The organism is Methylacidimicrobium tartarophylax, from assembly GCF_902143375.2.
Taxonomy (GTDB): Bacteria; Verrucomicrobiota; Verrucomicrobiia; order Methylacidiphilales; family Methylacidiphilaceae; genus Methylacidimicrobium; species Methylacidimicrobium tartarophylax.
On sequence record NZ_CABFVA020000070.1, the window covers coordinates 14,038 to 34,317 of the forward strand.

Sequence of the window (20,280 nt, forward strand, 5' to 3'; positions counted from 1 at the left end):
GGATAAGGAGCGGCGGGCTTTTTGACGGAGGCGAGCGGATCGCGGGGTAACTGCGTACCCGTTGGCCCGGAGGCTAGATCGTGCTCCGGGCCGATTCGGGCTTCTGCCGGGAAGAGTTTATGGCCTGGTACGAAACCAATCCAGTGACCACCTCTTCGGCTTGGCCCACAACGAGCGCTTGCGCCGGACCATTGGGGAGTCGATGGAGCAAGCCCGTCGTCGGCACGAGTCGAGCGGCAAGGCGGCTCGCTTCGTCACCGAGCTTGCCGTCCGCACGTTGAGCACTTGGTCGAGGGAGCGTCGGGTGGTCGCCAAAGCCGAGTACCTGGAAAGGGAAGAGAATCCGCGCTTTGTCGTGACGTCTCTCCCTTCCGAAGAGTGATCCGCCCAAGACTTTTACGAGAAGCTCTACTCTGCTCGTGACGAGATGGCGAATCGGACCCAGAAACAACTCTACCTCTTTGGCGACCGGCTCTCGACCGTGCAAACCGCCAGTAACCAACTTCGCCTCCCATTCTCAGCTCTCGCTTACAGCCTAGTCGAAGCGTTGCGACGGCTGGCTTTCCGACGAACGGACTGGGCCGAGGCCCAAGCTCGACGCCCTCCAGCTCAAGCCCTTTAACCGCCATGTCTCACGAATTTCGCAGCCGGGGCGCCGTGCCGGTTTTCCACCGGCGCTGTATGAAGGACCTACTGCAAGGAGCGAAAACCCAGCGAGAACGAAGGAGACGAACCCATTTGGCAAGCTGCGGGAGAAAGCCTGCGAGAAATGACGGTAAAGATCGGCACGCTGTCGCAAGTCAGCATTTGCCGCGTCCTCCTCTTGGGTGGCCAGCGCCGATCCGTGGAAGAGCCTCTTTACCCAGGTCTTCCGAGTGGTGCGTTGCTGGGCATCTGCCCAAAGCGCAGTCCTTCTCCCTCTGTAAAGTCTACGGTCGGGCGGCGCCTTGCGCCGCAACCGGCTTTTTCCCTTTCCAGTGCTCGTTTTAAGCCAAATCGAACGGAAACCTTGCTCGATCCTACCAGACAAAGCACCTCTTCCCTGACGAAACTTCTCGCAAGCGAATCGACTGGCACCTCTCCCGTGCGGAAGCTCGCGTTGGCGGGAAATGGCCGCCCGAGCATTCGAAGCAATGGCGGGCTCAGGATAGATCTTACTATTTTTTTTGCCTAGGAGCTTGACTGATACCCCTTCGCCATGGCGGCCTGAAGTACAAGCCTCCCCAGAAAAAACCAACGGTAGTCTGCTCCTAGGGCGCAGACCGGATCGGAGGGACGGAGGGCAATAAAGGCACTAAGGGAAAAGGGCATATGAAGAGGAAAACGAAAGGCTATCTTTCGGCGCTGCGGGCGCTGCTGGTGACGGCAGCCTGCGCGGGGCTGCCGGGGTTAGGAATCGGCTCGGCCCGGGCGACGGTCATTACGCCGCTCCAGTTGCCGGGACATGGGACTGCGACAGGCGCCGGCGTGACCCACGTTACGGCTATCCAAAACGGAACGGAGACGATCAGCACCAATCCTGGCAATACGGTAATCAGTTGGGCTGCCTCCGGAGGCACGATCAATACGAGCCAGCCGGGAGGCTTCAACATCGGGAGCAGCGCTGCGTTGCACTTTGGAAGCAGCCCTCTCTCTAGTGGTCCTGGTGGCCCTCCTCCTCCAGCCATGCTCCACACGGTCCTCAACGTGGACTCGAGCGGGAACCCCTCGCAGATCATGGGAATGTTGACCGGCGCAAGTAACTACGCGATCTTTGTGACGAACGCAAACGGGATCACGGTGGGTCCGAGCGCGACCATTGTGGCTGCAGCGGGCCTGGGGCTGATCGCGGCGAGTGTCAACACGACGCAATTCCTGTCCAATGGGACCATCCCGGTGAGCTTCGCGAGCGCCGGTCCCTTGACGGTGCAGGGCAACCTGCAGGGGGTCGGGAACTTCGTCCTGCTGGCGGGCTCGGGTGCGGTGAACGTCTCGCCGATTCAGAGCGCGAGCGGAACGTACTTTGGCACGGATAACGTGACGGTCGTCGGCGGAGTGGGCGGGCTTGTTGAGCCGCCCGTTCTTGCTGGGCCGCCGCTGCCACCTCCTGGGCCTGTTGCCTCCTATCAATACGTCATTAGCGACGGCTTGAGCAGCGTTACGCCCTCGGCCACGAGCCCAACGACCGTTACCCTCAACCTGGGCACCCTGGCACATTCTGGCCAAGAGGATCAACCGTATAACATGACCGGATTGACGGTCCTGGCGAACGGGAACATCGTGAACAACGGAGTGCTGGGTGGGGTTCCGAACGCCATTCCGTACCTCCAGTGGACGGGCACGCTGACCAACAATGGCACGATCTATGCCGAGCTGGGTAGCGGCGTCATGGGCGGCAAGGTGAGCTTCTATGGAAACACCTCGGCTAAGCTGGCCTACGGCGGGCTCGTCAACAACGGGACGATCGCGACGAACAGCCGTTCTACGCTCTTTGTCAATCTCCCGGGCACGATCATCAATAACAGCGGAGCGACGATCTCCAACGTGGGTGGCGCGGTTGCACTCTTCGCGGGTAACGCCTCTCTCCCTCTCTTCACCGGAGTGGGTGGTGCGGTGATTAACTACGGCGAGATCATCGCAAACAGTGCCGTGACCCTCATGGCCTCCAATCCGAATCACGTGGGGCCGAACGCGGGCGGCGGGGTGTTTAGCGACGGGTCGATCCAAATCCTGAATGTGAGCCCTGAATCGGGGGCCGGGACCGGGAAGTTGATCGTCGCCAGCCTGACCGGCAACGCCTTCCTGGGCGGCACGGTGACGACTCCGAACTCTCCGAACGGCTTGGCCACGGCCTTCTTCCAGTCGGGGAGCAGCCCGGTCTCGACCTTCACGCTCGGCACTAACGTGACGGCGCAGAATCTGGTCACCTTCACCGGCGGCAGTCTGACGGGTCCCGGCATCGTGACGACGAACTCTCTGCTCCTGACGGACTTCACGGGGAACGTGAACAACGTCACGTCGCCGACGAACTATCTGGCCAACGGATTCCACGTGGCTAACGGCATGAACGGGACGACGCAGATCACGCTCAACATGCCGACCACCAAGGACGGAGCGATCGGGCGGCAGGCGGTCAACCTGAACGTGGCGGGCAATGCGACCCTTACTTCGGGTCGCACCTCGACCTTCGTGAACGGTCTGGGACCGGTGGGAATCATCCCGACCGAGGCGAACGTGGGGAGCAACCTGCTCGTCCAGGCAAGCGGTAACCTGACGGTCAATCCGAGCTCGGTGCATCTGGCCAACTATGCGCTCTCCACCGGCGCGCTGCACACCCCGGGCTTCGTCTTCCCTGGAGGGATCGTCCTGATCGCGGGGAACACGCTGACCCTGAACACGGTGGTCGACAACGGCTATGCACCGACGGTGGTCGCAGGCCAGGGGATCTTCTTCCAGGCTCCCCATATTGCGACCGACAGTCCGGTGATCACGAACGGGAACGCGTGGGTGAACTTCAGCACCGCACCCTCGACTGTCCCGGCGATCTATGCGGTTACCCCTGCGGTGAGCACCACTCCGTTGGGCTACACGATCGTGGCCAATCCGAGCGCCTACCACATCCGTTCCTACGCGCCCTAAGGGCATAGGAATCTGGATCTGGCGGAAATCTCAGGGCAGGAGGGCTTCGGCCCTCCTGCCCGCTTTCTTGGTGCGCTCTCTCATCGATGCAAGTGGGATTTCGGAGAAGCGCTCCAATGCAGCGTACGGAGCCCGCCCGATCACACGTGAACTGCCGGTGTCCCGCCTGCATGCCCGCAGGGAGGAAGGATCGATTGCGGGGCTTTGGAAAGATATCGTTCGTCCTTGAGGGTTGCGATCCGAACCCATAGACTATCGCTGTCATGCTGGCCGCAGCCGGCTCGATGCATAATACCCGCGAGGCAAATCTCCGAGTCTGGAATGACGAGTACCCTTGGCCCGAGGATGGAGACGAATGGAAAGGCCAGGCGCAACTCTGCGGGGTTCCCTACCTCGAATGGAAGGCTGCGGTCGTGGAGCATCTGCTTGCGCCCGCGATCGTACCCGGCGCCACGGTCCTGGAAATTGGTCCCGGGCATGGTCGTTGGACGGCCGAAATCCTTCCCCGATGTGGCCGGGCGATTCTCGTCGACCTCTCGTCAAATTGCCTCGAACACTGTCGGCGGCGTTTTTCCGGTTTCGATCGCGTGGAGTATCACCTCGGCGATGGCCAAAGCCTTTTGGGGGTTGAGACGAACGGAGTCGATGTCGCCTGGTCCTTCGATGTATTCGTTCACATCGAGCGCGTCTCTTTTTGCGGCTATTTGCAAGAGCTGGGGCGGGTTCTGCGGCCCGGGGGATCGGCCGTACTTCACCATGCGGGACGCCGCCACTGGGCTTTGGGGCTTTCCTTCCTTCGGGATCGTGGGACGCGCGGACGACGGCTCTACCAGTGGCTTTCGATGGGGAGAATGCACGATGATGACGGATGGCGGTCGGACATTTCGGCAGGGCTTGTCCGAAGCATGGCGCGCCATGCGGGTCTGCGGGTGATCCGGCAGATCCGCTGGTGGGGCTCCAATCGACAGCACGGCGTACCCCGCTATGGCGACTGGATCTCCTTCTTGGAACGACCGGCCGGCTGAGCGCGGCCGGCCGGGAACCCCTGCCGCACTGGCGGGAGAGCGGGCATCGACGCCTAGGCCGGCGCGTGGGAGAAAAGCGGGAGCAGACGAAGTGTTTCCAGGAGCCGATGCAACTCCCGAGGAGGCCGGGTCCGCGAGCGTTGAATGCGGGCCTAGCTTGCCCACGTCCTGCCGCAGCTCCTCTTTCCTATGGTTGAGGGGGTCTTGCGCTCGGTCCCGCTCGCCGCGGGTGGCCTCCAGATCCTGGCACAGCGCTCCGGCTTGGGCAGACTTTCCCTGGAGAAGCAGGAGCGCCCCGGGAAACGGAGGGAAGGGCCCTTCGATCCGGGCGTAGCGCTCGAAGCACTCCGCGGGCGAGACTGGTTGCCCCCGAGCATGTCCTCCGCGCTTCTCCGGTACCAGAACAGGGGTTCCGGGACTATTTCGAGCGAGAAGCCGGCAAGAACGGAGCGAGCGCAAGGGCCTCGGCCGGTTGTTCGGCGGCGAGTACCAGCGTGGCTTCCGAACCCGCCTCCGGCGGGGTTTCGACCGGAGAGGAGACCAGGAAACCGAGGCCGCTGCTCGGGCCGAATCCCGCAAGCTGGATCGAGGCCAGGCAGATTCGCGGGCGAGCCTTGTCCGGAGTGGAGGAGCCGGAAGCGAGGAGAGAGTCCATCCGGGCGAAAGGGAAGGAGCGAAGGCGAAGGGCATAACGCGGCGGATGACTCCCGCGCACGCAGCTTTCGAAGGGTCCGGGAGGGAAAAGCGTCGCCCTTATGCCTGCGCCGGAGCGCCTAGGCGGCAAAGACCATCATCCGCTGGTCCCGCGGATGGTTCCATTCCCCAATGTAGCTCGGATTCCAGCCGTTGCGGGAGCCGAACTCCTCCATCTCTTGCCGGGTATAGGCGAAGTAGCCCAGGGAGTGGCTGGCGCGCGGGTTTGGGCTCGGACTCGCGGCTTCGAAAAAGGTCGCGTAGAAGACCCCACCCGGAAGGATGACGCGGCGAAGTCGGGCGAGGCAGCGCTCAAGGTCCCGCCGGCAGAGGTGGGTAAAGACCGATTGCGCCAGCGCCCATTGCGGCCGGCGCGAAAAGCGGCGGAAAGCAAAGGAGCCCGAGGCGAGAAGCTCGGGCCACTTCTCCTGGAGAAGATCGGCTCCCAGCTCCCGCTTGCCCGCTTCCAGGAGCAGGGGTTCCTTGTCCATACCGAGATAATGGCCGGGCTCCAGGTAGCGGATGAAGCGGTTGCCACCCCGGAGGCAGCCGCAGCCGATGTCGAGGAGCACGTGCTCCGGCCTGAGTCCTTGATCGACCAGGAAGCGAAACTGGAGTTCGCCGATCTCCTCCCACAGGCCGCCGACATATCCCTTGGGCCCGAGAGCCCGGATCCCCTCCGTCCCTTCGGGGAGAAGATCCTGAGGAAGCCCGGTTGCCCGGCACCAGAGGTTTCGCAGGGAGGAAGTCACCTGTTCTGCGAATCGCATGAAGGGTTCTATACCTAAGGGGAAAAAGAGAACAAGAGGATTCCCGGGTCGCCCTCGCGGCGTCACGCCGGGCGGGCACGGAAGGACACCGTGGAATTTGGGCTTGCCGCCCCAGGACAAGCGTAGGAGCATTCTCCTTCCTCCGATGGAATCCCACGCGGTCCTCATCCTCGGCATGCACCGCTGCGGCACCAGCGCCCTGACCCGGTGCCTCGGCTTTCTGGGCGCGGACCTCGGCTCGGAACTCGTTGAGCCGGCCGGAGACAATCCGACCGGCTTTTGGGAGGACGTTAGGTTTCTCGCCATCAATCAACGGTTGACCGATCTGCTGGGAGAGGAGGGGGATCGCTGGTGGGAGCATGCGGTCCCGCCGGAAATCCCGTTGTCTTCCCCGGGAGTGCGCTCCCTCCTGTCCGAGGCGGTCGAGGAGATCCGGGGGAGGGTTGCCGCCTCCGCGTGGTGGGCCTTCAAGGATCCGCGGACCCTGCGGGCGCTTCCCTTTTGGGAGGAAGCGTTGGTTCGAGCCGGCGCACGGATCCTCGAGGTGGTCGCCGTCCGCCATCCGCTCGCCTGCGCACAGTCGCTTCTGCGGCGCAACGACATTCCGGAGGAGAGGTCTCTCCTTCTCTGGGCCGGACAATATCTCGCCCATTGGCCCCGAGTCGCCGCCAGGCCCTTTGTCGCGGTCGATTACGACCGCGTCCTGGAAGAACCGGAGCGGGAGCTGCGGCGGCTGAGCGACCGGCTGGGGCTGCCCTGGCGCGAGGCGGCGCCGGAGGAGGCGCGGAAGTTCCTGCGGGCCGACCTCCGGCACACGCGTTTTGCGACCGAGGATCTGAAACATCGGCTCGACATTGCCCCCCTGGTCGTAGAGACCTTCGAAGCGCTCGAAGACCTTTGCGCCGACCGTGAACCCAAGGCGGCCTCCTCCCGGATGCGGTCTCTCCACGCGGAGTTCCGCCGATCGGTTCCGCTGCTCCGCCTTCTCGATGCAGAGACGATGCGGGCGGCGCGGTGGAAGAGGGACTTGCTTGCCGAGCGCCGGAGCGCTTCGGAGCGGGAAGAAGCCGGGAAACGGCAAGCGGAGGAGTGGCTTCGAACGGAGTCGGCACTTAAGGCGGAGAGGGAAGAGAGCCGGGCGATCCTCGCGGTGCAAGAGCGGGAATTAGCTGCCTGGCGGACGCGGATCGAAACGTCGCGCACGTGGAAGTTCCTTCTTCGGCTACGAGCTCTAGAAAGATCGTTCCGCGGGCTGAGGAAGCGACGGCTCGGACGGCGGGCCGACGAGTCGGAGTGAGCGCGGTGGAAGGAGGGAGAAGGTCTAGCGGCGGAGCTTCTTCGCCGCTATCCCCGGGCCACGCTCGTAAGGGATGAACGCGATGACGTCCACTGGGCCGAATCAATCCATCGAGGATCCATCCGGGCACACGGAATGGGCTGCAGGTAGGGGCCTCTTACGCCTCATCCCCTGGTTTCCGATCGCGGCGGAGCGGCCGATCTTTCTTTCCGGTTCTTCCAGTTGGTCGGGCCACATCCCCTTCGCCTTCTGGTCGATCGCAGCTCTTCGGCCGAGGGTCTTGGTCGAGTTGGGGACGATGGCGGGGGATTCGTACCTGGCTTTCTGCCAAGCGATCGCGGCCCTTTCTCTCTCGACGCGCGCCCATGCCGTGGATCACTGGAAGGGAGACGAGCAAGCGGGTTTTTACGGGGAGGAAGTCTACGAAGGCCTGAAGCGATACCATGACGAACGCTACGGGCGGTTCTCGTGCCTGCACCGGATGGATTTCGAAGAGGCGCTCGCTCTTTTCCCCGAAGGGAGCATCGATCTGCTCCACATCGACGGCTGCTACCGGTACGAGGCGGTGCGCCGCGATTTCTTGGGTTGGCTGCCCAAGTTGAGCCGGCGTGCGGTGGTCCTGCTCCACGACGTGACCGAGTGGCGGAGAGGCTTCGGGGTCTGGCGGCTTTGGAAGGAGCTCAAGACGGCGTATCCTTCCTTTCTCTTTCCTCATGCCCACGGATTGGGGGTGCTCAGGATCGGCCCCGACGCGCCGGAGGCGTTTCAAGAGCTGGTGAACCTTTCCGGCAGCGGGTCCGCCCGGGTGCGCCGCTGGTTTGCCCGGTTGGGGCAGCGGGTCACCGCCGACGCGCCGGAAGGGGGATCGAAGAAGGAGCGGGTTCCTCCGGATCGGGGAGTACCCCAGGATGACACCTTGGCGGAGCCCGGGTTCCTCCTTGAAAAGATTGGGACAGATCCGGCATGGAGGCTTCTCGAGGGGATGCAGGTGCTCTCCCTGCGGTCGAGGGAGTTCCTGTCCCGGGCGCGTGCGCTCGCCCAGGAACTGGCCGATGAAGGGCTGCCGAGCTCGAGCCGGTGGCAGGCACTGGTGGCATTGCGGCAGGCGGCGGAAAACCTGATAGGCTCCCGGAGCTTTCGTTCGTTCGCCTTCTTGGCGACGACCTCCCGGAGCTTCGTCCGGGGAGATGGAGAAGGGGCCGGCGCGCGGTTGCGGAACGCCTTGCGGAAGAGCTTCGAGCTTCTTTTGGCTGCCGCCGGAGCCGAAGAGGCCCTTCCGTGGCGCGACAGCCTCTCGCTGCCTCTAAAGAAGGGCGCGGACCGGCAGGCCCTGCGGGAGTGCTATCGGAAGAGCTTGGAGGAGTTTCTTCAGGACGGCGATCGGCTGGGTCTCCCTTCGGCCGCCGAGCCGGAGATCTCGATCGTCATCGTCCTCTTCAACCAGGCGGAACTCACCTACGCCTGCCTGCGCTCCCTGGCGATCCACCTTGCTCCTTCATCCGAAGTGATCCTGGTGGACAATGCCTCGACCGATCGAACCGGGGAGCTCTTGGAGCGGGTAGACGGGGTGCGCATCTTCCGCAACCCGGAAAATCTCCATTTCTTGCGGGCGGCCAACCAGGGAGCCGCGGCCGCCCGCGGACGGCTGCTGCTTTTTCTGAACAACGATGCGCAGATTCTCCCGGGGACGGTCGAGGCGGCGCAGGAGGCGCTGGAAAGCGATTCCGACGTCGGTGCCGTGGGAGCTCGGATCGTCAATCTCGACGGCCGGCTCCAGGAGGCAGGATCGTTTTTCCGGGGAGATGGAAGCCCCCAGGGTTACGGGCGGGGCGATAGCCCGTTGCGAAGGGAGTACCTCTTCCGAAGGGAGGCCGATTACTGTTCGGGAGCATTTCTCCTCACGCGCTCCTCTCTCTTCCGTGAGATGGGGGGATTCGACGAGGTCTTCGCCCCCGCCTATTTCGAGGAGGCGGACTACTGTCTTCGGCTTTGGGAGAGTGGGAAGCGGGTGCTTTATGAGCCCGAAGCGGTCGTGCTCCACTGGGAGTTCGGAAGCTCCGATGCGGAGCAAGCCATCGAGTGGATGCGGCGGCACCAGCAGGTCTTCGTAGAACGCCACCGGCCCTTTTTGGAAGGGCGGGGAGGGGCTCGGCTGGGTCCGTTTCTCGCGCCCATCCCTCCGCGTGCCAGGGTTCGACTGCTCTATATCGACGACCGGGTTCCCCGACCGGAGCTCGGGTCGGGCTATCCTCGGGCCAACGCCATCGTGCGGGAGCTGGTTCGTTGGGGCGCGCAGGTCACCCTGTTACCGATGAGCGGAGCCTGGGAGGATTGGGAGGAGATCTACTGGAACGTGCCTCGGGAGGTCGAGGTGCTCCGCGGGATGGACGCTTCCGTCCTCAAATCGTACCTGGAAGTTCGGGTCGGCGCGTTCGATCTGGTCTGGATCTCCCGCCCCTACAATATGGCGTACCTCTCTGCGATCCAGGGCTGGAAGAAGCTCCTGCCGGGAGCTCGGCTGGTCTACGACGCCGAGGCCCTCTTTGCGTTGCGCGATATCCAGGGTGCGGAACTTTTGCATGGTGCCGCGCTACCAAAGGAGGAGGCGGCACGGCGCATCGATCGGGAGATCGGGTGGGCTCGCGGCGCCGACCGGGTCGTGTCGGTCTCCGAGGAGGAGGCCCGGGAATTCCGGGCCCGCGGAATCGAAAACGTTCGGGTGATCGGCCATGCGATCTTGCCAGCGCCGACCGCGGCGTCCTTCGAGGAACGAAAGGATTTCCTCCTGGTGGGGGGAGTTCGTGACTGGCAGAGCCCCAACGGCGATGCCCTGCTCTGGTTCGCTCAAAAAGTGTTCCCTAGGGTTCGCGAAGGCTGGGCGAAAGATCCCCCCAAGCTGGTCGTCGTCGGCGAGGGAACCGACTCCCCGGAGCTGCTGGGTCGTCTCGGTTCGGGGGTGGTGGGGATCGGACCAGCGGCGGACTTGACTCCCTACTACGAGCGGGCTCGCGTCTTCGTGGCACCGACCCGGTTTGCCGCGGGAATTCCGATGAAGGCGCACGAGGCGGCCGCGCGAGGCGTGCCGATGGTTACGAGCGCCTTGATCGCCCGCCAGTTGGGCTGGAATGGGGAAGCACTCCTGAGTGCCCCGGTCGAGGACGAGGAATCCTTTGCCAAAGCCTGCCGGGCTCTCTATACCGATCCGGCGCTTTGGGAGCGGATGCGGGCCGGGGTGTTGGCCTCCGCGACCCGCGATTGCGATCCCAAGCGCTTCTCGGAGGAGGTCCACGAGCTGCTGGACGAGATGGCGGGGCGGAAGAAGGCAGATTGACGACTCGGATCGGGCACGGCGTTGTGGAGTGCGTTCTCGTTCTCCTGGATCGGCCGGGCGGATCTTTGGGACCGGGTCCTGCGGGCCGGGTAGCTGGTTGGCCCGTCTACAGCAGGGAAGCGACCAAAAACTTGCGTTCTTTTGAACCCATGGCTATATGAGCCGAAGATCGCCCCAAGAGCCGCAGTCGACGCTCGGAGGGGGGAGTGGTTTAGAATAGGAGGAGAGAAGCGGATGAAAAAGAAGACGGGGAGCGGGAATCGATTGTCTTGGATGGTGCGTCAGGCGCTTGTGCTTCTGCCGATTTTCGGCCTTGGACTGGGAAGGGCCGTTGCGACCGTGGGGCTGATTCAGCTTCCGGGGCATGGATCGGTTGTCGGTGGCAGCGCGACCTATACCTCCAGTGCTCCGGGGGTTGGCACCGTGGCCAACGGAGCCGCAAGAACCGTGATCAACTGGGGCAGTACCGGCGGCAGCCTGAATGTGAGCAATTCAGGAACCGGTTTTAACATCGGCTCTTCGGCGATTTTGAACTTCACGGGACATGCCGGCGCCGTCCTCAACGTCGATACGAGCGGCAACCCCTCCAAGCCTGCTGGGGACCTTGAACTCGGCCAGCAACATCCAGATTTTTGTCACCAACGCCAACGGGATCACCGTCGGATCGACAGGCGTGATCAACGCGCCGGCGGGGCTGGGTCTGGTGGCGGCGACGGTCAACGCTTCGAGCTGGGTAGGCGGTTCTCGATTGGCGATTAGCTTCGCCCAGGGCGGACCGTTGTCGGTCCAAGGAAACCTGCAGGGGACCGGCCATGTCGTTCTGCTGGCAGGCTCGGGCAGCGTGAATGTCTCTCCCGTCCAGGGTCCCGCTGGGAACTACTTCTCCGGCACCACGATGGTCCGGGTGATCGGCGGAGTGGGCGGAACCTTTTCCGGCGTCGATTTTCATCCGGGCGACGCGGCGGGAAGTCCCACTCCTTCCGCTTCGTCGGCCACCACGGTGACACTGAACTTAGGGACCTCGAGCAGCCCGTTCTCCTTCGAGGGGACCCATCTCCGGGTCTGGAGTTTAGGAAACATCGTCAACCATGGCGTGCTTGACCAGGTTTCCTCCAATCCACCCTTCGAGTGGACCGGGACCTTCACCAACAGTGGAACCATCTATGGCTCGCACTTCTTCGATGTGCATGGGCCCGGAACGGTCTCCTTCAACGGGAACGGCACCTCCGCGCTTCTCTACGGGGGGCTGACGAATAACGGGGTCATCGGTGCGTCTCATCCCGGCGAGCCGCTCGTCATCAACCTTCCCGGCACGGTGATCAACAACGGCACCGGGACGATCGGTCTCGCCGCAGGCAATATCTCGGAGAGCGTGACCGTGCTGTCCGGGGTGATCGCTGGCGGGGGAGCGATCCTCAATTATGGAACCATCCAGGCTTCCAACACGATCCACATTCAGGCGGCGAACTTCGCGCATTCCGGACCTTATGTGAACGGTGGGGTCTTCACGAACGGCTCGATCCTCTTGCTGAGCAACAATGCTTCCGACGACGGCCTGCTTCAAATCTGGAGTAACACGGGGAACGTCGGCGTGCAGGGAACGGTGACAGCGCCGTATGACGCAAACGGCATCGGTCGGATTGGGCTTGCGTCCGGGGGATCGGGGGGGCTCATCACCGTCGCCACCAACCTGGTCGCCTCTTCTGCGATCAACTTCTTCACGCTGGGGAGCTCTTACAATGCAAACGTGCGGGGTAACTTGAGTCTCACCGGATCGAACGGCACGGCCGAATTCTTTGGCAGCGCCCAGAACATCACGGGCCCCGGGGCGATTGCCGCAGACCGCGTCCTCTTTGATGGAGTGGCGGGCAACATCAACAACCGGGTTGGGACTAATCCGCTGCAGAACGGCTTACACATCGCTAATGGGCCGAGCGGAAACACAGCGATCACGATCTCTGCCGTCGGTACAAGCCCGCAGGCGATCAACCTTACCGTGGCGGGCAACGCCACAGTGAACTCGGGGCGGACCGCCACCTTCGTCCACTCGGATGACGCCCTCCGTCCGGTGTCGAATGCCGGGAGCAACCTCTTGGTCCAGACGACCGGCAATTTGACGGTGGCCCAGAGTGCGTCGGAGCTCGAAGATAATGGCACGAGCCTCAGTGCTCAGGTTCTGCATATCTCCAAGGGCTTTGTCTTCCCGGGCGGGATCGTGCTGATCGCGGGCACGGGAGGATCGGGCAGCCTCGCGCTGAACACGGTTGTGGACAACGGCTACACGACCACGGCGTCGGCAGGCCAGGGAATCTTCTTCCAGGCTCCCACGATTCTTTCGCCCAATCCCGTGGTGACGAATGGAAATACCTGGGTGAACTTCAGCGTGCGGCCTTCGGTCGTGCCGGTGATCTATGGGGTAGCGACGACGGTGTCGTCTCCCTTCTATACGCTGGTGCCCGACCCGTCGGCCTTCCACATTCGTTCGTATAGCCCGTAACGGAAAGACGGAGTTTGCGGAATAAGGGAAAGCGGACCGCAAGGTCCCTTTCCCATCCGCATGTTGCGCGGATGGTTCATCGGGAGCCGGAGAGCCGACTCGTCGATCGGGAAGCTCGTCTGCCCTGGTGCTTTCGCTCGTAAGAGCAAAGCGGTGCAAATTAAGTCTCGGGGAGAGCCTGTCAAAGCTTGAGCGCCTCCGCCCGATCCTCTAGACGCGGCCAGGCCGTTCGGCGGCAGGCCGAGCGCAGGCGGATGTATGCGTAACACCCGTGAAGCTAACCTTCGAGTCTGGAACAAGGAGTACTCCTGGTCCGAGGACGGAGAAGAATGGAAGGGGCAAGCGCACCTCTGCGGAGTTCCCTATGCCGAATGGAAGGTTTCGGTAGTCGAGCATCTGCTTGCTCCGGGGATTGCTCCCGGCGGCACGGTTCTGGAAATTGGGCCCGGACATGGCCGTTGGACCGCCGAAATCCTGCCTCGATGCGGCCGGACGATTCTCGTGGATCTCTCTCCAAATTGCATCGAGCACTGTCGGCACCGTTTTCCGGTTTCGATCGTGTGGAATACCACGTCGGCGATGGTCGAAGCCTTTCGGCCGTTCCAACGGCCGAAGTCGATTTCGCCTGGTCTTTTGACGTGTTTGTCCATATCGATCGAGTGGCTTTTGCGGGGTATCTTCAAGAGCTCGCACGGGTTCTCCGACCTGGCGGTCGGGCCGTTCTTCACCATGCGGGACGCCGCCACTGGGCTCTCTGGCTTTCCTTCCTTCGAGATCGCGGAACGCGTGGCCGACGGCTCTACCAGTGGCTTTCGATGGGAAGGATGCGGGACGACGACGGCTGGCGGTCGGATGTTTCCGCTCGGCTCGTCCGAGCGATGGCCGGCACGGCAGGACTCCGCCTGGTCCGGCAGATTCGTCGGTGGGGGCCTCGTGGGCGCTACGGGTGCCCCGCTACGGGGACTGGGTCACCTTTTTTGAACGGCCCGCACGTTGAGTGTCGCGGGCTGGAGGGGAGGCGGCCTTGGCGGGAGAGCGGATCCGAGCGCCAACGCGGGTGGCGTTCTGAAGAATAGTGGGGTTGGCGGGCTGGAGCAGAAAGGCCTTGCTGTAGGCTTGCAGCGCGTCCCGGTTCCGGCCGAGCTTCTCATAGGCGACTCCCAGGTTGTTCCACGCCTCGATATTGCCGGGCTCCAGCGCAAGCGCCTTCTGGTAAGCGGCAACGGCTTCTGGAAAGCGATTGAGTTCGCCGTAAACGACACCGACGTTGAACCAGGCGGTGGAGCTCGGTGCCAGCCGGCAGGCTTTTTCGAATGCGGGCAGGGCTTGGGCATGATGACTCAGATGTACTTGTTCGGTCCCGAGGGCGAGCCATGCGGCCGGATCGGCCGGGCTCAGCGTTGTCGCTCGGCGGAAGCACTCAAGGGCCTGCTTGCGATAACCGGCTGCTCCGTAGGCGCGGCCGAGCCGTAGCCAGGCCTCTCCGCTGCGGCGATCGATCGAAACCGCCTTGCGGAAGGGGGAAATGGCCTCCGCGGGTTTGCCGGCGAGCCAAAGGGCTTCGCCCAGCCGTAGCCAATCTTGGGCGGAGTGCGGGTTGGCTTGGGCCTGCGCCCGGAGCGAGGCGATCGTCTGCTCCAGGGTGCCGTGCGGGGAGGGCGAGGAAAGCGCAGGGGTTGGGGAGCCGGAGCTTCGCGATAGCGGAAGAAAGGAAGCCGCGAGGGCGAGGAGGAGCGGAAAGCTCCGCCGGAGCAAGGAGCTCGAAGAGGGGCGATCCATGCTCCCAGGGTATGCGACCGGCCCGCGCGCGTTCCAGAAAGAAACGACTTCCGGGACCGGGAAGCCCAGAGTTAGCTTGCCAGCAAACGAGGGAAATTGCTATGGGCTCGTGTTGCCACGATGATTTTTGTGCTCCCGCTCCTATTCGCGTTCTTGGAGCAGCCGAGCGTCTTTTATTCGGCTCCGGAGAGGCAGGAGGTTGTCCCCTACGATCCGGCTTCCCTGGCCGCGAAGCCCATCGTCGTGGAAAGCGGCGGGGTTCGCTACGTCGTGACCGGAAACACGCTCTTCTCCGAGGGAAAGATCGCTGATGTGCTCCGCGGCGCCAAGGGTCCGGAGGACGCGGTCAAGCGGCTCAAAGATGCCTATCAAAGGGCGGGTTATTTTCTGGTTACCATCCGCGCGGCGGTCGAGGAGAAGCGGGTGGAGCTCGAGGTGATTCAAGGAAAGATCACCGAAGCCCGAATCGTCCCCTCGCTGCGCTGGTTCTATGGAGGGCTCACGAATCGACCTTCGGTGAAGACAAGCGACGTGGTCCGGCGGACGGTCGATGCGGAAGCCTATGCCGCCCGCCAGCAGGAGCGGCCGAAGGTGAACTTCAGTCCGGGTCCCGATTTCGCCAGCTCGGTGATGGAGGTCGAGACTCGGCCGATCGAAAGTTTTGCTCCGAATCCCCTCAACCAGGCGAATCCCTGGAATGCCTCCGTGGGCTTCGGCAACTATGGGAACCGTTTTAACGGGCGCTACATGAGCGATGCGCAGGTCGCCTACCGCCCGGGTTACGGCCTCGAGCTCACAGGAGGGTACAGCAATGGTTGGGATGGCTTGAATCCCTATACGGAGGGAGGGATGTTCCAGATGGAAAACGGCGGTCTTTCCTGGGCGACTCCTTGGGGTGTCTACGGGATGACCTTTTCGAACATGCAATCCGCGTTCGGCGAGCCGACGGCTCCGCTCTATCCCGCAGTGTTCATGCAGAATTGGCAGATCTACGGGCAGCAGACGGTCTACGCGAGCGAGAGCTTCCGCTGGACGATGAACGAGCGGCTCACCTCGATGAACTTCGTCGAAGAGGGCTTCCAGGGCGCGACCCGGCTGCTTTCCCAGGATTACGGCACGGCCCAGCTCGGCACGACGGTCAGCCAGAGCTTCCGGACCTTCGGATTGCCTGCGCAGATCGGTGGAAACATCTACGGCGTTCGCGGGACCCGGCTTGGGGCGTTTTCCGGGGTGAACGACGCGCCGCTGGCGGGACCCGGGGTGCCGACGGCGTATTTCACCTACTACCGGGGCAACGTGAGCTATACGCAAACCCTCCCCAAAGGGATGCAGCTTGTGCTGACCGGCTACGGGCAGATCTCGCAAAACACACTGCCGATCATGGAGTACTTCGTGCTGGGCGGCATGGGGAACCTGGCGGCGTGGTATCCGGGCGTCCTGTACGGCGATACGGGCTACATCAGCCATGCCGGCCTCGTTGCCCCCCCGTCGAGCAGTGGGGATTTACGATTTCGGGGCAATTCTTCGTGGAAACCGGCGGATCTCGGTTCAGCTATAATGCGCCCGGCTCGGGACCGGCTTGGCACTATTTGAGCGACGTGGGGCTCGGGCTCGACATGGTCCATCGTTATGGAACGACGGTCAGCGCGATGGCGGCCCTGCCGATCGACGCCCCGATGATCGGGCCCACGGACAACCCGCACGGCTACTTCGCCGGGGGCCGGGTCGCCGTTCTTTTTGTCTTGCGACAGAACTTCTAGCTGATTCAATAGAGTGGGATGTTCAGGAAGGCTCCGAACCCCAGAAGAAAGACGACCATGTCCGGCACCAGGATGCGATTGCGCATTGGCGTATTCCTCTTCATGATCCTGTGCGGATCGGGCTCTGCCCTCGCGGAAGGAGACCAAGCGAACGATCCAGTCGTCGCCTCCGTCAACGGGGTGGAGATCCGACAGTCGGAGGTGCGGAAGACCTTGGCTGGTGCGGGCATGGCGAACCCGACCCCCGAGGCGGAGCGCAGCGCGATCAATGCCTTGATTCAGCAAGAGCTTCTTGTGCAGGAAGCGTACAAAGAGGAGCTCGAGAAATCTGGGGAGGTGAAGGCGGAGGTGGCGGAAGCGACTCGGAAGATTTTGGCTACGACCGCCCTCAAGCATCACCTCCAGCGGAGGAAGTTGACCGACCAGGAGCTTCGCCAGCGCTATGACCAGGCGATCGCGAGCCTTCCCCGGAGGGAATATCGCCTGCGCCATATCGTGACGGGGACGAGGAGCAAGGCGGCCGTTGTTCTGGATCGGCTGTGCCAGGGGGGGAACTTCTCCGTCCTGGCCCGGGGTTCCCTCGACAAGGCGACCGCCGATCGGGGAGGAGAGGTCGGGTGGCAGAACGCGCAAACCCTTCCGACCTCTGCACTTGCCTTGGTGGAGAAGCTCAAGCCCGGGCAAATCGGGGGGCCGATCCTCTCGGGCGCCGGCTGGGAAGTGGTTCAGTTGATGGAAGTGCGGCCGGTCGCGCGGCCGACCTTTGCCGAAGTGAAGCCCCAGCTCCGGCAGCAGCTTCAGCAGGAAACGGTTCAGCAGCTCGTGCAGCGGCTTGCGGCAAGCTCGCAGGTCGAGGTATTCCTGGCTCCGCCACCCGGGGAGCCCGTCGCCTCCGCCTTGCGGTAAGGAAACGTGTCGGGTCCTGTGCGCTGGATTGCTGCCGGAAGTCGGCTCCGCCGAAGGACGGCGGGAGTGCTTGCGCTCCTGCTGCTCTGTTCAGCGGGATGCGTCCATCAGGAGGCGGTGCGGGTCCGGCACCTGACGACCGCGCGCTACCTTCCTTCGCGCTACGTTCAGGTTTACCGAAAGGCCCCCGAGAACCCCTACGAGAAGATCGCCGTGCTCGAAGCCAGCGGTCAGCCGGATACCCCGAGGAGCCAACTCCTGGACTCGATCGTGGAGAAGGCGCGCGAGCTGGGCGCGGAAGCGGTGATCGTGGAGGACAAGAGCCAACCCATCGGAAATCCCTTGGTCATGAATCCGACCGGCGGAATGTACACGGTCAATCCCGGGATGCAGATGATCCCGCGCTATCGCGCCACGGCGATCCGGTTTACGGGAGAAGCCTCGTCCGGAGGATGATCCGGCCGAATCCCGTCGCGGCGCCGATCCCCGGGAAGGACCGGGCGCTATCGGGAGCCGGCGGAGGCCCCCTTTCGGGCGCCTCGCAGGGCACGTCCGCAAGAGCGAACGAGACGGCGGACTCGGCGAGCCCGACGGAAGCCTAAGAGGCGGACCAGCCAGCGGACATGCGGCTCCGCCGCTTCCGTAAGCGCGCGTTCGCTCCAGAGATCCGTCGAGCGGGCCTCGTCGGAGAGCGGCTCCACGAGCTCCGGGGCCAACCGATCGATCACCCGGAGGATCCGGGCATATTCGGCTTGCGCCGCCTTCTGGCGCGGGCGGGTCCATTGGTCCAAGGGTTGCAGTTCCCGGACGGCCCCCTGGACCATCCGAGCGCGCCAGCGGAGGGCGTCCGGGATGTGGGAGGAGGTGAGGCTCGGCTCGTGGCAGACCCGGTAGACCGCACCGGGGGTGGGGGTGTAGCGGAAGCGCAAGCCCGCTCGGATGGCCCGCCAGTAGAGCTGGTAGTCGTCGTAATAGTCTGTGGGAAGATCCTTCCAGCCGCCCAAGGCAAGAAGCTTGTCGCGGCGCCAGAGGAGGGCGCCGTTTTGGGGAAACTGCGAGGAGAGCCAGGTCCGGGGGAGATCCCGGGGATCGTCGAGCGGTTGGAGTTCGCGGGATGCGACGCTCCCATGACTCCACCGCTCGAGGAGATAGGGGGAAAAAAGGATATCCGCATCGGCTAGGCTTCCGGCCTCAGCGATCTGGGTGGCGATCTTTTCCGGCAGAAGGTAGTCGTCGTGGTCGAGCCACTGGATCCACTCGCCCGAAGAGGCCTCGAGGAGGAGCTCGCGGGCGAGGCTGCTCCGGCCCGTCCGGGCCTGGAGAAGCCGGAGGCGGTCGCCGAAGGCGGCGACGCGTTGGACGGTCCCGTCATTCGAGCCGTCGTCCAGCACGAGCACCTCCTTGTTCGGCCAGGTCTGGCCGAGGGCGCTCTCGATGGCGGGGACGATCCAAGCCCCCGCGTTGTAGGCGGGGATGCCGATGGTCACGAGGGGGGGAGAGTTGCTCATCGGCAGAAGCGTTTCGCGGAAGCAAAAAGGTTAGCGCCGACGACCAGATTCCGGCAATAACTCCTTCCAGGATGGAGCCGCTTGCGACCATTGCCGTCGTCTCCCCGGCAAGCAGAGAAGAAGAGAGGAGGCTGATTGAGGATGCCCGGGGCCAGAGCTGGAGGAAGAAGGAGATCTTGGTGGCGGACTCCGGAGAAGGAAAAGAGGGTTCCGGAGGGTACGGAAGCGAGGCGCTTCGACGGATCCCGGTGGGTAGAGAGGGGGATCCCCGGGAGGCGCTGGTCCGAGGCGCCCGAGGGGAATGGATCCAGTGGCTGCAAGCGGGAGAGGGGCTTTCTCCGCTCAAGATCGAGGAGCAGCTCCGGGAGGCGGGAATGCGGTCGGGGAGGGATCTGCTCTGCTCCCCCTACCGGCTCGGGGCGGGGGAGGACGCCCCGGTCATCGATCCTGGAAAGGAGCCGGTGAGCTATGTGGCGCGCCTCGGGAGAGACTTTCCCTTGGTTGCTCCGCTTCTCTGGTCTGCGAAGGCGCTGCGCTCTTTCCTGCGGGATCGGGAGAGATGCTTTGCGCGCCTGCGGATCGGGCTGAGCGGAGAAGTAGGCGCCACCTGTCCGGGGCGAAACAGCGAGCCGGCGCAGGCTGAATGGACGGCCGCTCTGTCTTGGGCGTTTCTCTTGGCGTCCGCAGCACCAGGCGCGTCCGCGGAGCGAGAACGTCTTTATCGTCTGTTCTGGGAAATGGCCCCGCGTCTCGCGCTAGCGGCCGGAGAGAGGCTGGGTGCCCGGGAGCTCCTCGAAAAGATGGCTCCAAAAGACGGCTTGGCGGCCGCGGTGGCTCGAGTGGGCGGTCCGGCGGCCGCCCTTCGTATGGAGGGGGCGGTGCAGCAGTTGCGCCGGGCCGAGAGCGCTTTCCGGCGAAGGCGGAGACAGATTCTCCATCGGGTCGGTTTGCGGAAGCAGCCGATCCCGGCGTGCCGGGAAGAGACGGAATGGCGAGCCTATGGGAGCATGGAATCGGGGGCCTACCAGAACTGGATCGCGGCCTACCAGACGCTCGACAGGGCCGACCGGGAGGCCATTCGAAGGGAGATCGAGCG

General features: G+C 63.7%; 15 protein-coding genes and 2 pseudogenes. 13 read left to right on the top strand and 4 right to left on the bottom strand.

What is annotated here, in order from left to right; translation table 11 throughout:
- Positions 1–61 precede the first annotated feature (61 nt).
- From MAMT_RS11370 to MAMT_RS06350, 3 genes and pseudogenes are all read left to right on the top strand, one after another.
- Positions 62–622: pseudogene (locus MAMT_RS11370) on the top strand (transposase).
- Positions 623–1,311: 689 nt separating this feature from the next.
- Positions 1,312–3,618 (top strand): beta strand repeat-containing protein, encoded by a 2,307-nt coding sequence (locus tag MAMT_RS06345; protein WP_142660150.1) that lies wholly within the window; start codon positions 1,312–1,314, stop codon positions 3,616–3,618.
- A gap of 263 nt (positions 3,619–3,881) precedes the next feature.
- The gene (locus MAMT_RS06350) at positions 3,882–4,643 is read left to right on the top strand and encodes a class I SAM-dependent methyltransferase (protein WP_142660151.1); all 762 of its coding nucleotides are present in this window, start codon (positions 3,882–3,884) and stop codon (positions 4,641–4,643) included.
- 418 nt (positions 4,644–5,061) lie between these two features.
- Here MAMT_RS06350 and MAMT_RS06355 read toward each other — a convergent pair whose 3' ends face one another.
- Both MAMT_RS06355 and MAMT_RS06360 read right to left on the bottom strand, forming a co-directional pair.
- Positions 5,062–5,298, bottom strand: coding sequence for a hypothetical protein (locus tag MAMT_RS06355; protein ID WP_142660152.1), 237 nt, complete (start codon positions 5,296–5,298; stop codon positions 5,062–5,064).
- A gap of 118 nt (positions 5,299–5,416) precedes the next feature.
- The gene (locus MAMT_RS06360) at positions 5,417–6,106 is read right to left on the bottom strand and encodes a class I SAM-dependent methyltransferase (protein ID WP_142660153.1); all 690 of its coding nucleotides are present in this window, start codon (positions 6,104–6,106) and stop codon (positions 5,417–5,419) included.
- 145 nt (positions 6,107–6,251) lie between these two features.
- Between MAMT_RS06360 and MAMT_RS06365 the strand changes: the two genes are divergently transcribed.
- From MAMT_RS06365 to MAMT_RS11655, 5 genes and pseudogenes are all read left to right on the top strand, one after another.
- Complete coding sequence (locus MAMT_RS06365; RefSeq protein ID WP_142660154.1) at positions 6,252–7,403, top strand: sulfotransferase family protein; 1,152 nt, start codon at positions 6,252–6,254, stop codon at positions 7,401–7,403.
- A gap of 82 nt (positions 7,404–7,485) precedes the next feature.
- Positions 7,486–10,734, top strand: coding sequence for a class I SAM-dependent methyltransferase (locus MAMT_RS06370; RefSeq protein WP_178086969.1), 3,249 nt, complete (start codon positions 7,486–7,488; stop codon positions 10,732–10,734).
- Positions 10,735–10,968: 234 nt separating this feature from the next.
- Positions 10,969–11,493 (top strand): hypothetical protein, encoded by a 525-nt coding sequence (locus MAMT_RS06375; protein WP_142660156.1) that lies wholly within the window; start codon positions 10,969–10,971, stop codon positions 11,491–11,493.
- A complete protein-coding gene (locus MAMT_RS06380) occupies positions 11,408–13,231 on the top strand; it encodes a hypothetical protein (RefSeq protein ID WP_142660157.1) in 1,824 nt (607 codons plus the stop codon). The genes MAMT_RS06375 and MAMT_RS06380 overlap by 86 nt, the downstream gene beginning before the upstream one ends.
- Positions 13,232–13,713: 482 nt before the next feature.
- A pseudogene (locus tag MAMT_RS11655) lies at positions 13,714–13,893 on the top strand (hypothetical protein); the annotation flags it as partial.
- 292 nt (positions 13,894–14,185) lie between these two features.
- Here MAMT_RS11655 and MAMT_RS06390 read toward each other — a convergent pair.
- Positions 14,186–15,010: a tetratricopeptide repeat protein gene (locus MAMT_RS06390; RefSeq protein ID WP_142660159.1), complete on the bottom strand. Its 825-nt coding sequence runs from the start codon at positions 15,008–15,010 to the stop codon at positions 14,186–14,188.
- 120 nt (positions 15,011–15,130) lie between these two features.
- On the opposite strand from MAMT_RS06390, the gene MAMT_RS06395 reads away from it, so the two are divergent.
- The 4 genes from MAMT_RS06395 to MAMT_RS06405 all read left to right on the top strand — a co-directional run bounded on the left by MAMT_RS06395 (position 15,131) and on the right by MAMT_RS06405 (position 18,132).
- Positions 15,131–16,603, top strand: a complete 1,473-nt coding sequence (locus MAMT_RS06395) for a ShlB/FhaC/HecB family hemolysin secretion/activation protein (protein ID WP_142660160.1) — start codon at positions 15,131–15,133, stop codon at positions 16,601–16,603.
- A complete protein-coding gene (locus tag MAMT_RS11375) occupies positions 16,600–16,770 on the top strand; it encodes a hypothetical protein (protein ID WP_178086970.1) in 171 nt (56 codons plus the stop codon). The genes MAMT_RS06395 and MAMT_RS11375 overlap by 4 nt, the downstream gene beginning before the upstream one ends.
- Before the next feature lie 102 nt (positions 16,771–16,872).
- The gene (locus tag MAMT_RS06400) at positions 16,873–17,676 is read left to right on the top strand and encodes a peptidyl-prolyl cis-trans isomerase (protein WP_178086971.1); all 804 of its coding nucleotides are present in this window, start codon (positions 16,873–16,875) and stop codon (positions 17,674–17,676) included.
- Positions 17,677–17,682: 6 nt separating this feature from the next.
- Entirely contained in the window at positions 17,683–18,132 is a 450-nt protein-coding gene (locus tag MAMT_RS06405) for a hypothetical protein (RefSeq protein ID WP_142660162.1), read from the top strand.
- Between the two features lie 47 nt (positions 18,133–18,179).
- Here MAMT_RS06405 and MAMT_RS06410 read toward each other — a convergent pair whose 3' ends face one another.
- The gene (locus MAMT_RS06410) at positions 18,180–19,184 is read right to left on the bottom strand and encodes a glycosyltransferase family 2 protein (protein WP_142660163.1); all 1,005 of its coding nucleotides are present in this window, start codon (positions 19,182–19,184) and stop codon (positions 18,180–18,182) included.
- A 71-nt stretch (positions 19,185–19,255) separates the two neighbouring features.
- On the opposite strand from MAMT_RS06410, the gene MAMT_RS06415 reads away from it, so the two are divergent.
- Positions 19,256–20,280 (top strand): hypothetical protein (locus MAMT_RS06415; RefSeq protein WP_142660164.1); only part of this gene is annotated, 1,025 nt, incomplete at its 3' end.

Bases quoted from the DNA above. Each gene is read 5' to 3' on its own strand.
- MAMT_RS06345 (WP_142660150.1), top strand. From the start codon at position 1,312: ATGAAGAGGAAAACGAAAGGCTATCTTTCGGCGCTGCGGGCGCTGCTG.
- MAMT_RS06350 (WP_142660151.1), top strand. From the start codon at position 3,882: ATGCTGGCCGCAGCCGGCTCGATGCATAATACCCGCGAGGCAAATCTC.
- MAMT_RS06355 (WP_142660152.1), bottom strand. From the start codon at position 5,298: ATGGACTCTCTCCTCGCTTCCGGCTCCTCCACTCCGGACAAGGCTCGC.
- MAMT_RS06360 (WP_142660153.1), bottom strand. From the start codon at position 6,106: ATGCGATTCGCAGAACAGGTGACTTCCTCCCTGCGAAACCTCTGGTGC.
- MAMT_RS06365 (WP_142660154.1), top strand. From the start codon at position 6,252: ATGGAATCCCACGCGGTCCTCATCCTCGGCATGCACCGCTGCGGCACC.
- MAMT_RS06370 (WP_178086969.1), top strand. From the start codon at position 7,486: ATGACGTCCACTGGGCCGAATCAATCCATCGAGGATCCATCCGGGCAC.
- MAMT_RS06375 (WP_142660156.1), top strand. From the start codon at position 10,969: ATGAAAAAGAAGACGGGGAGCGGGAATCGATTGTCTTGGATGGTGCGT.
- MAMT_RS06390 (WP_142660159.1), bottom strand. From the start codon at position 15,010: ATGGATCGCCCCTCTTCGAGCTCCTTGCTCCGGCGGAGCTTTCCGCTC.
- MAMT_RS06395 (WP_142660160.1), top strand. From the start codon at position 15,131: ATGATTTTTGTGCTCCCGCTCCTATTCGCGTTCTTGGAGCAGCCGAGC.
- MAMT_RS06400 (WP_178086971.1), top strand. From the start codon at position 16,873: ATGATCCTGTGCGGATCGGGCTCTGCCCTCGCGGAAGGAGACCAAGCG.
- MAMT_RS06410 (WP_142660163.1), bottom strand. From the start codon at position 19,184: ATGAGCAACTCTCCCCCCCTCGTGACCATCGGCATCCCCGCCTACAAC.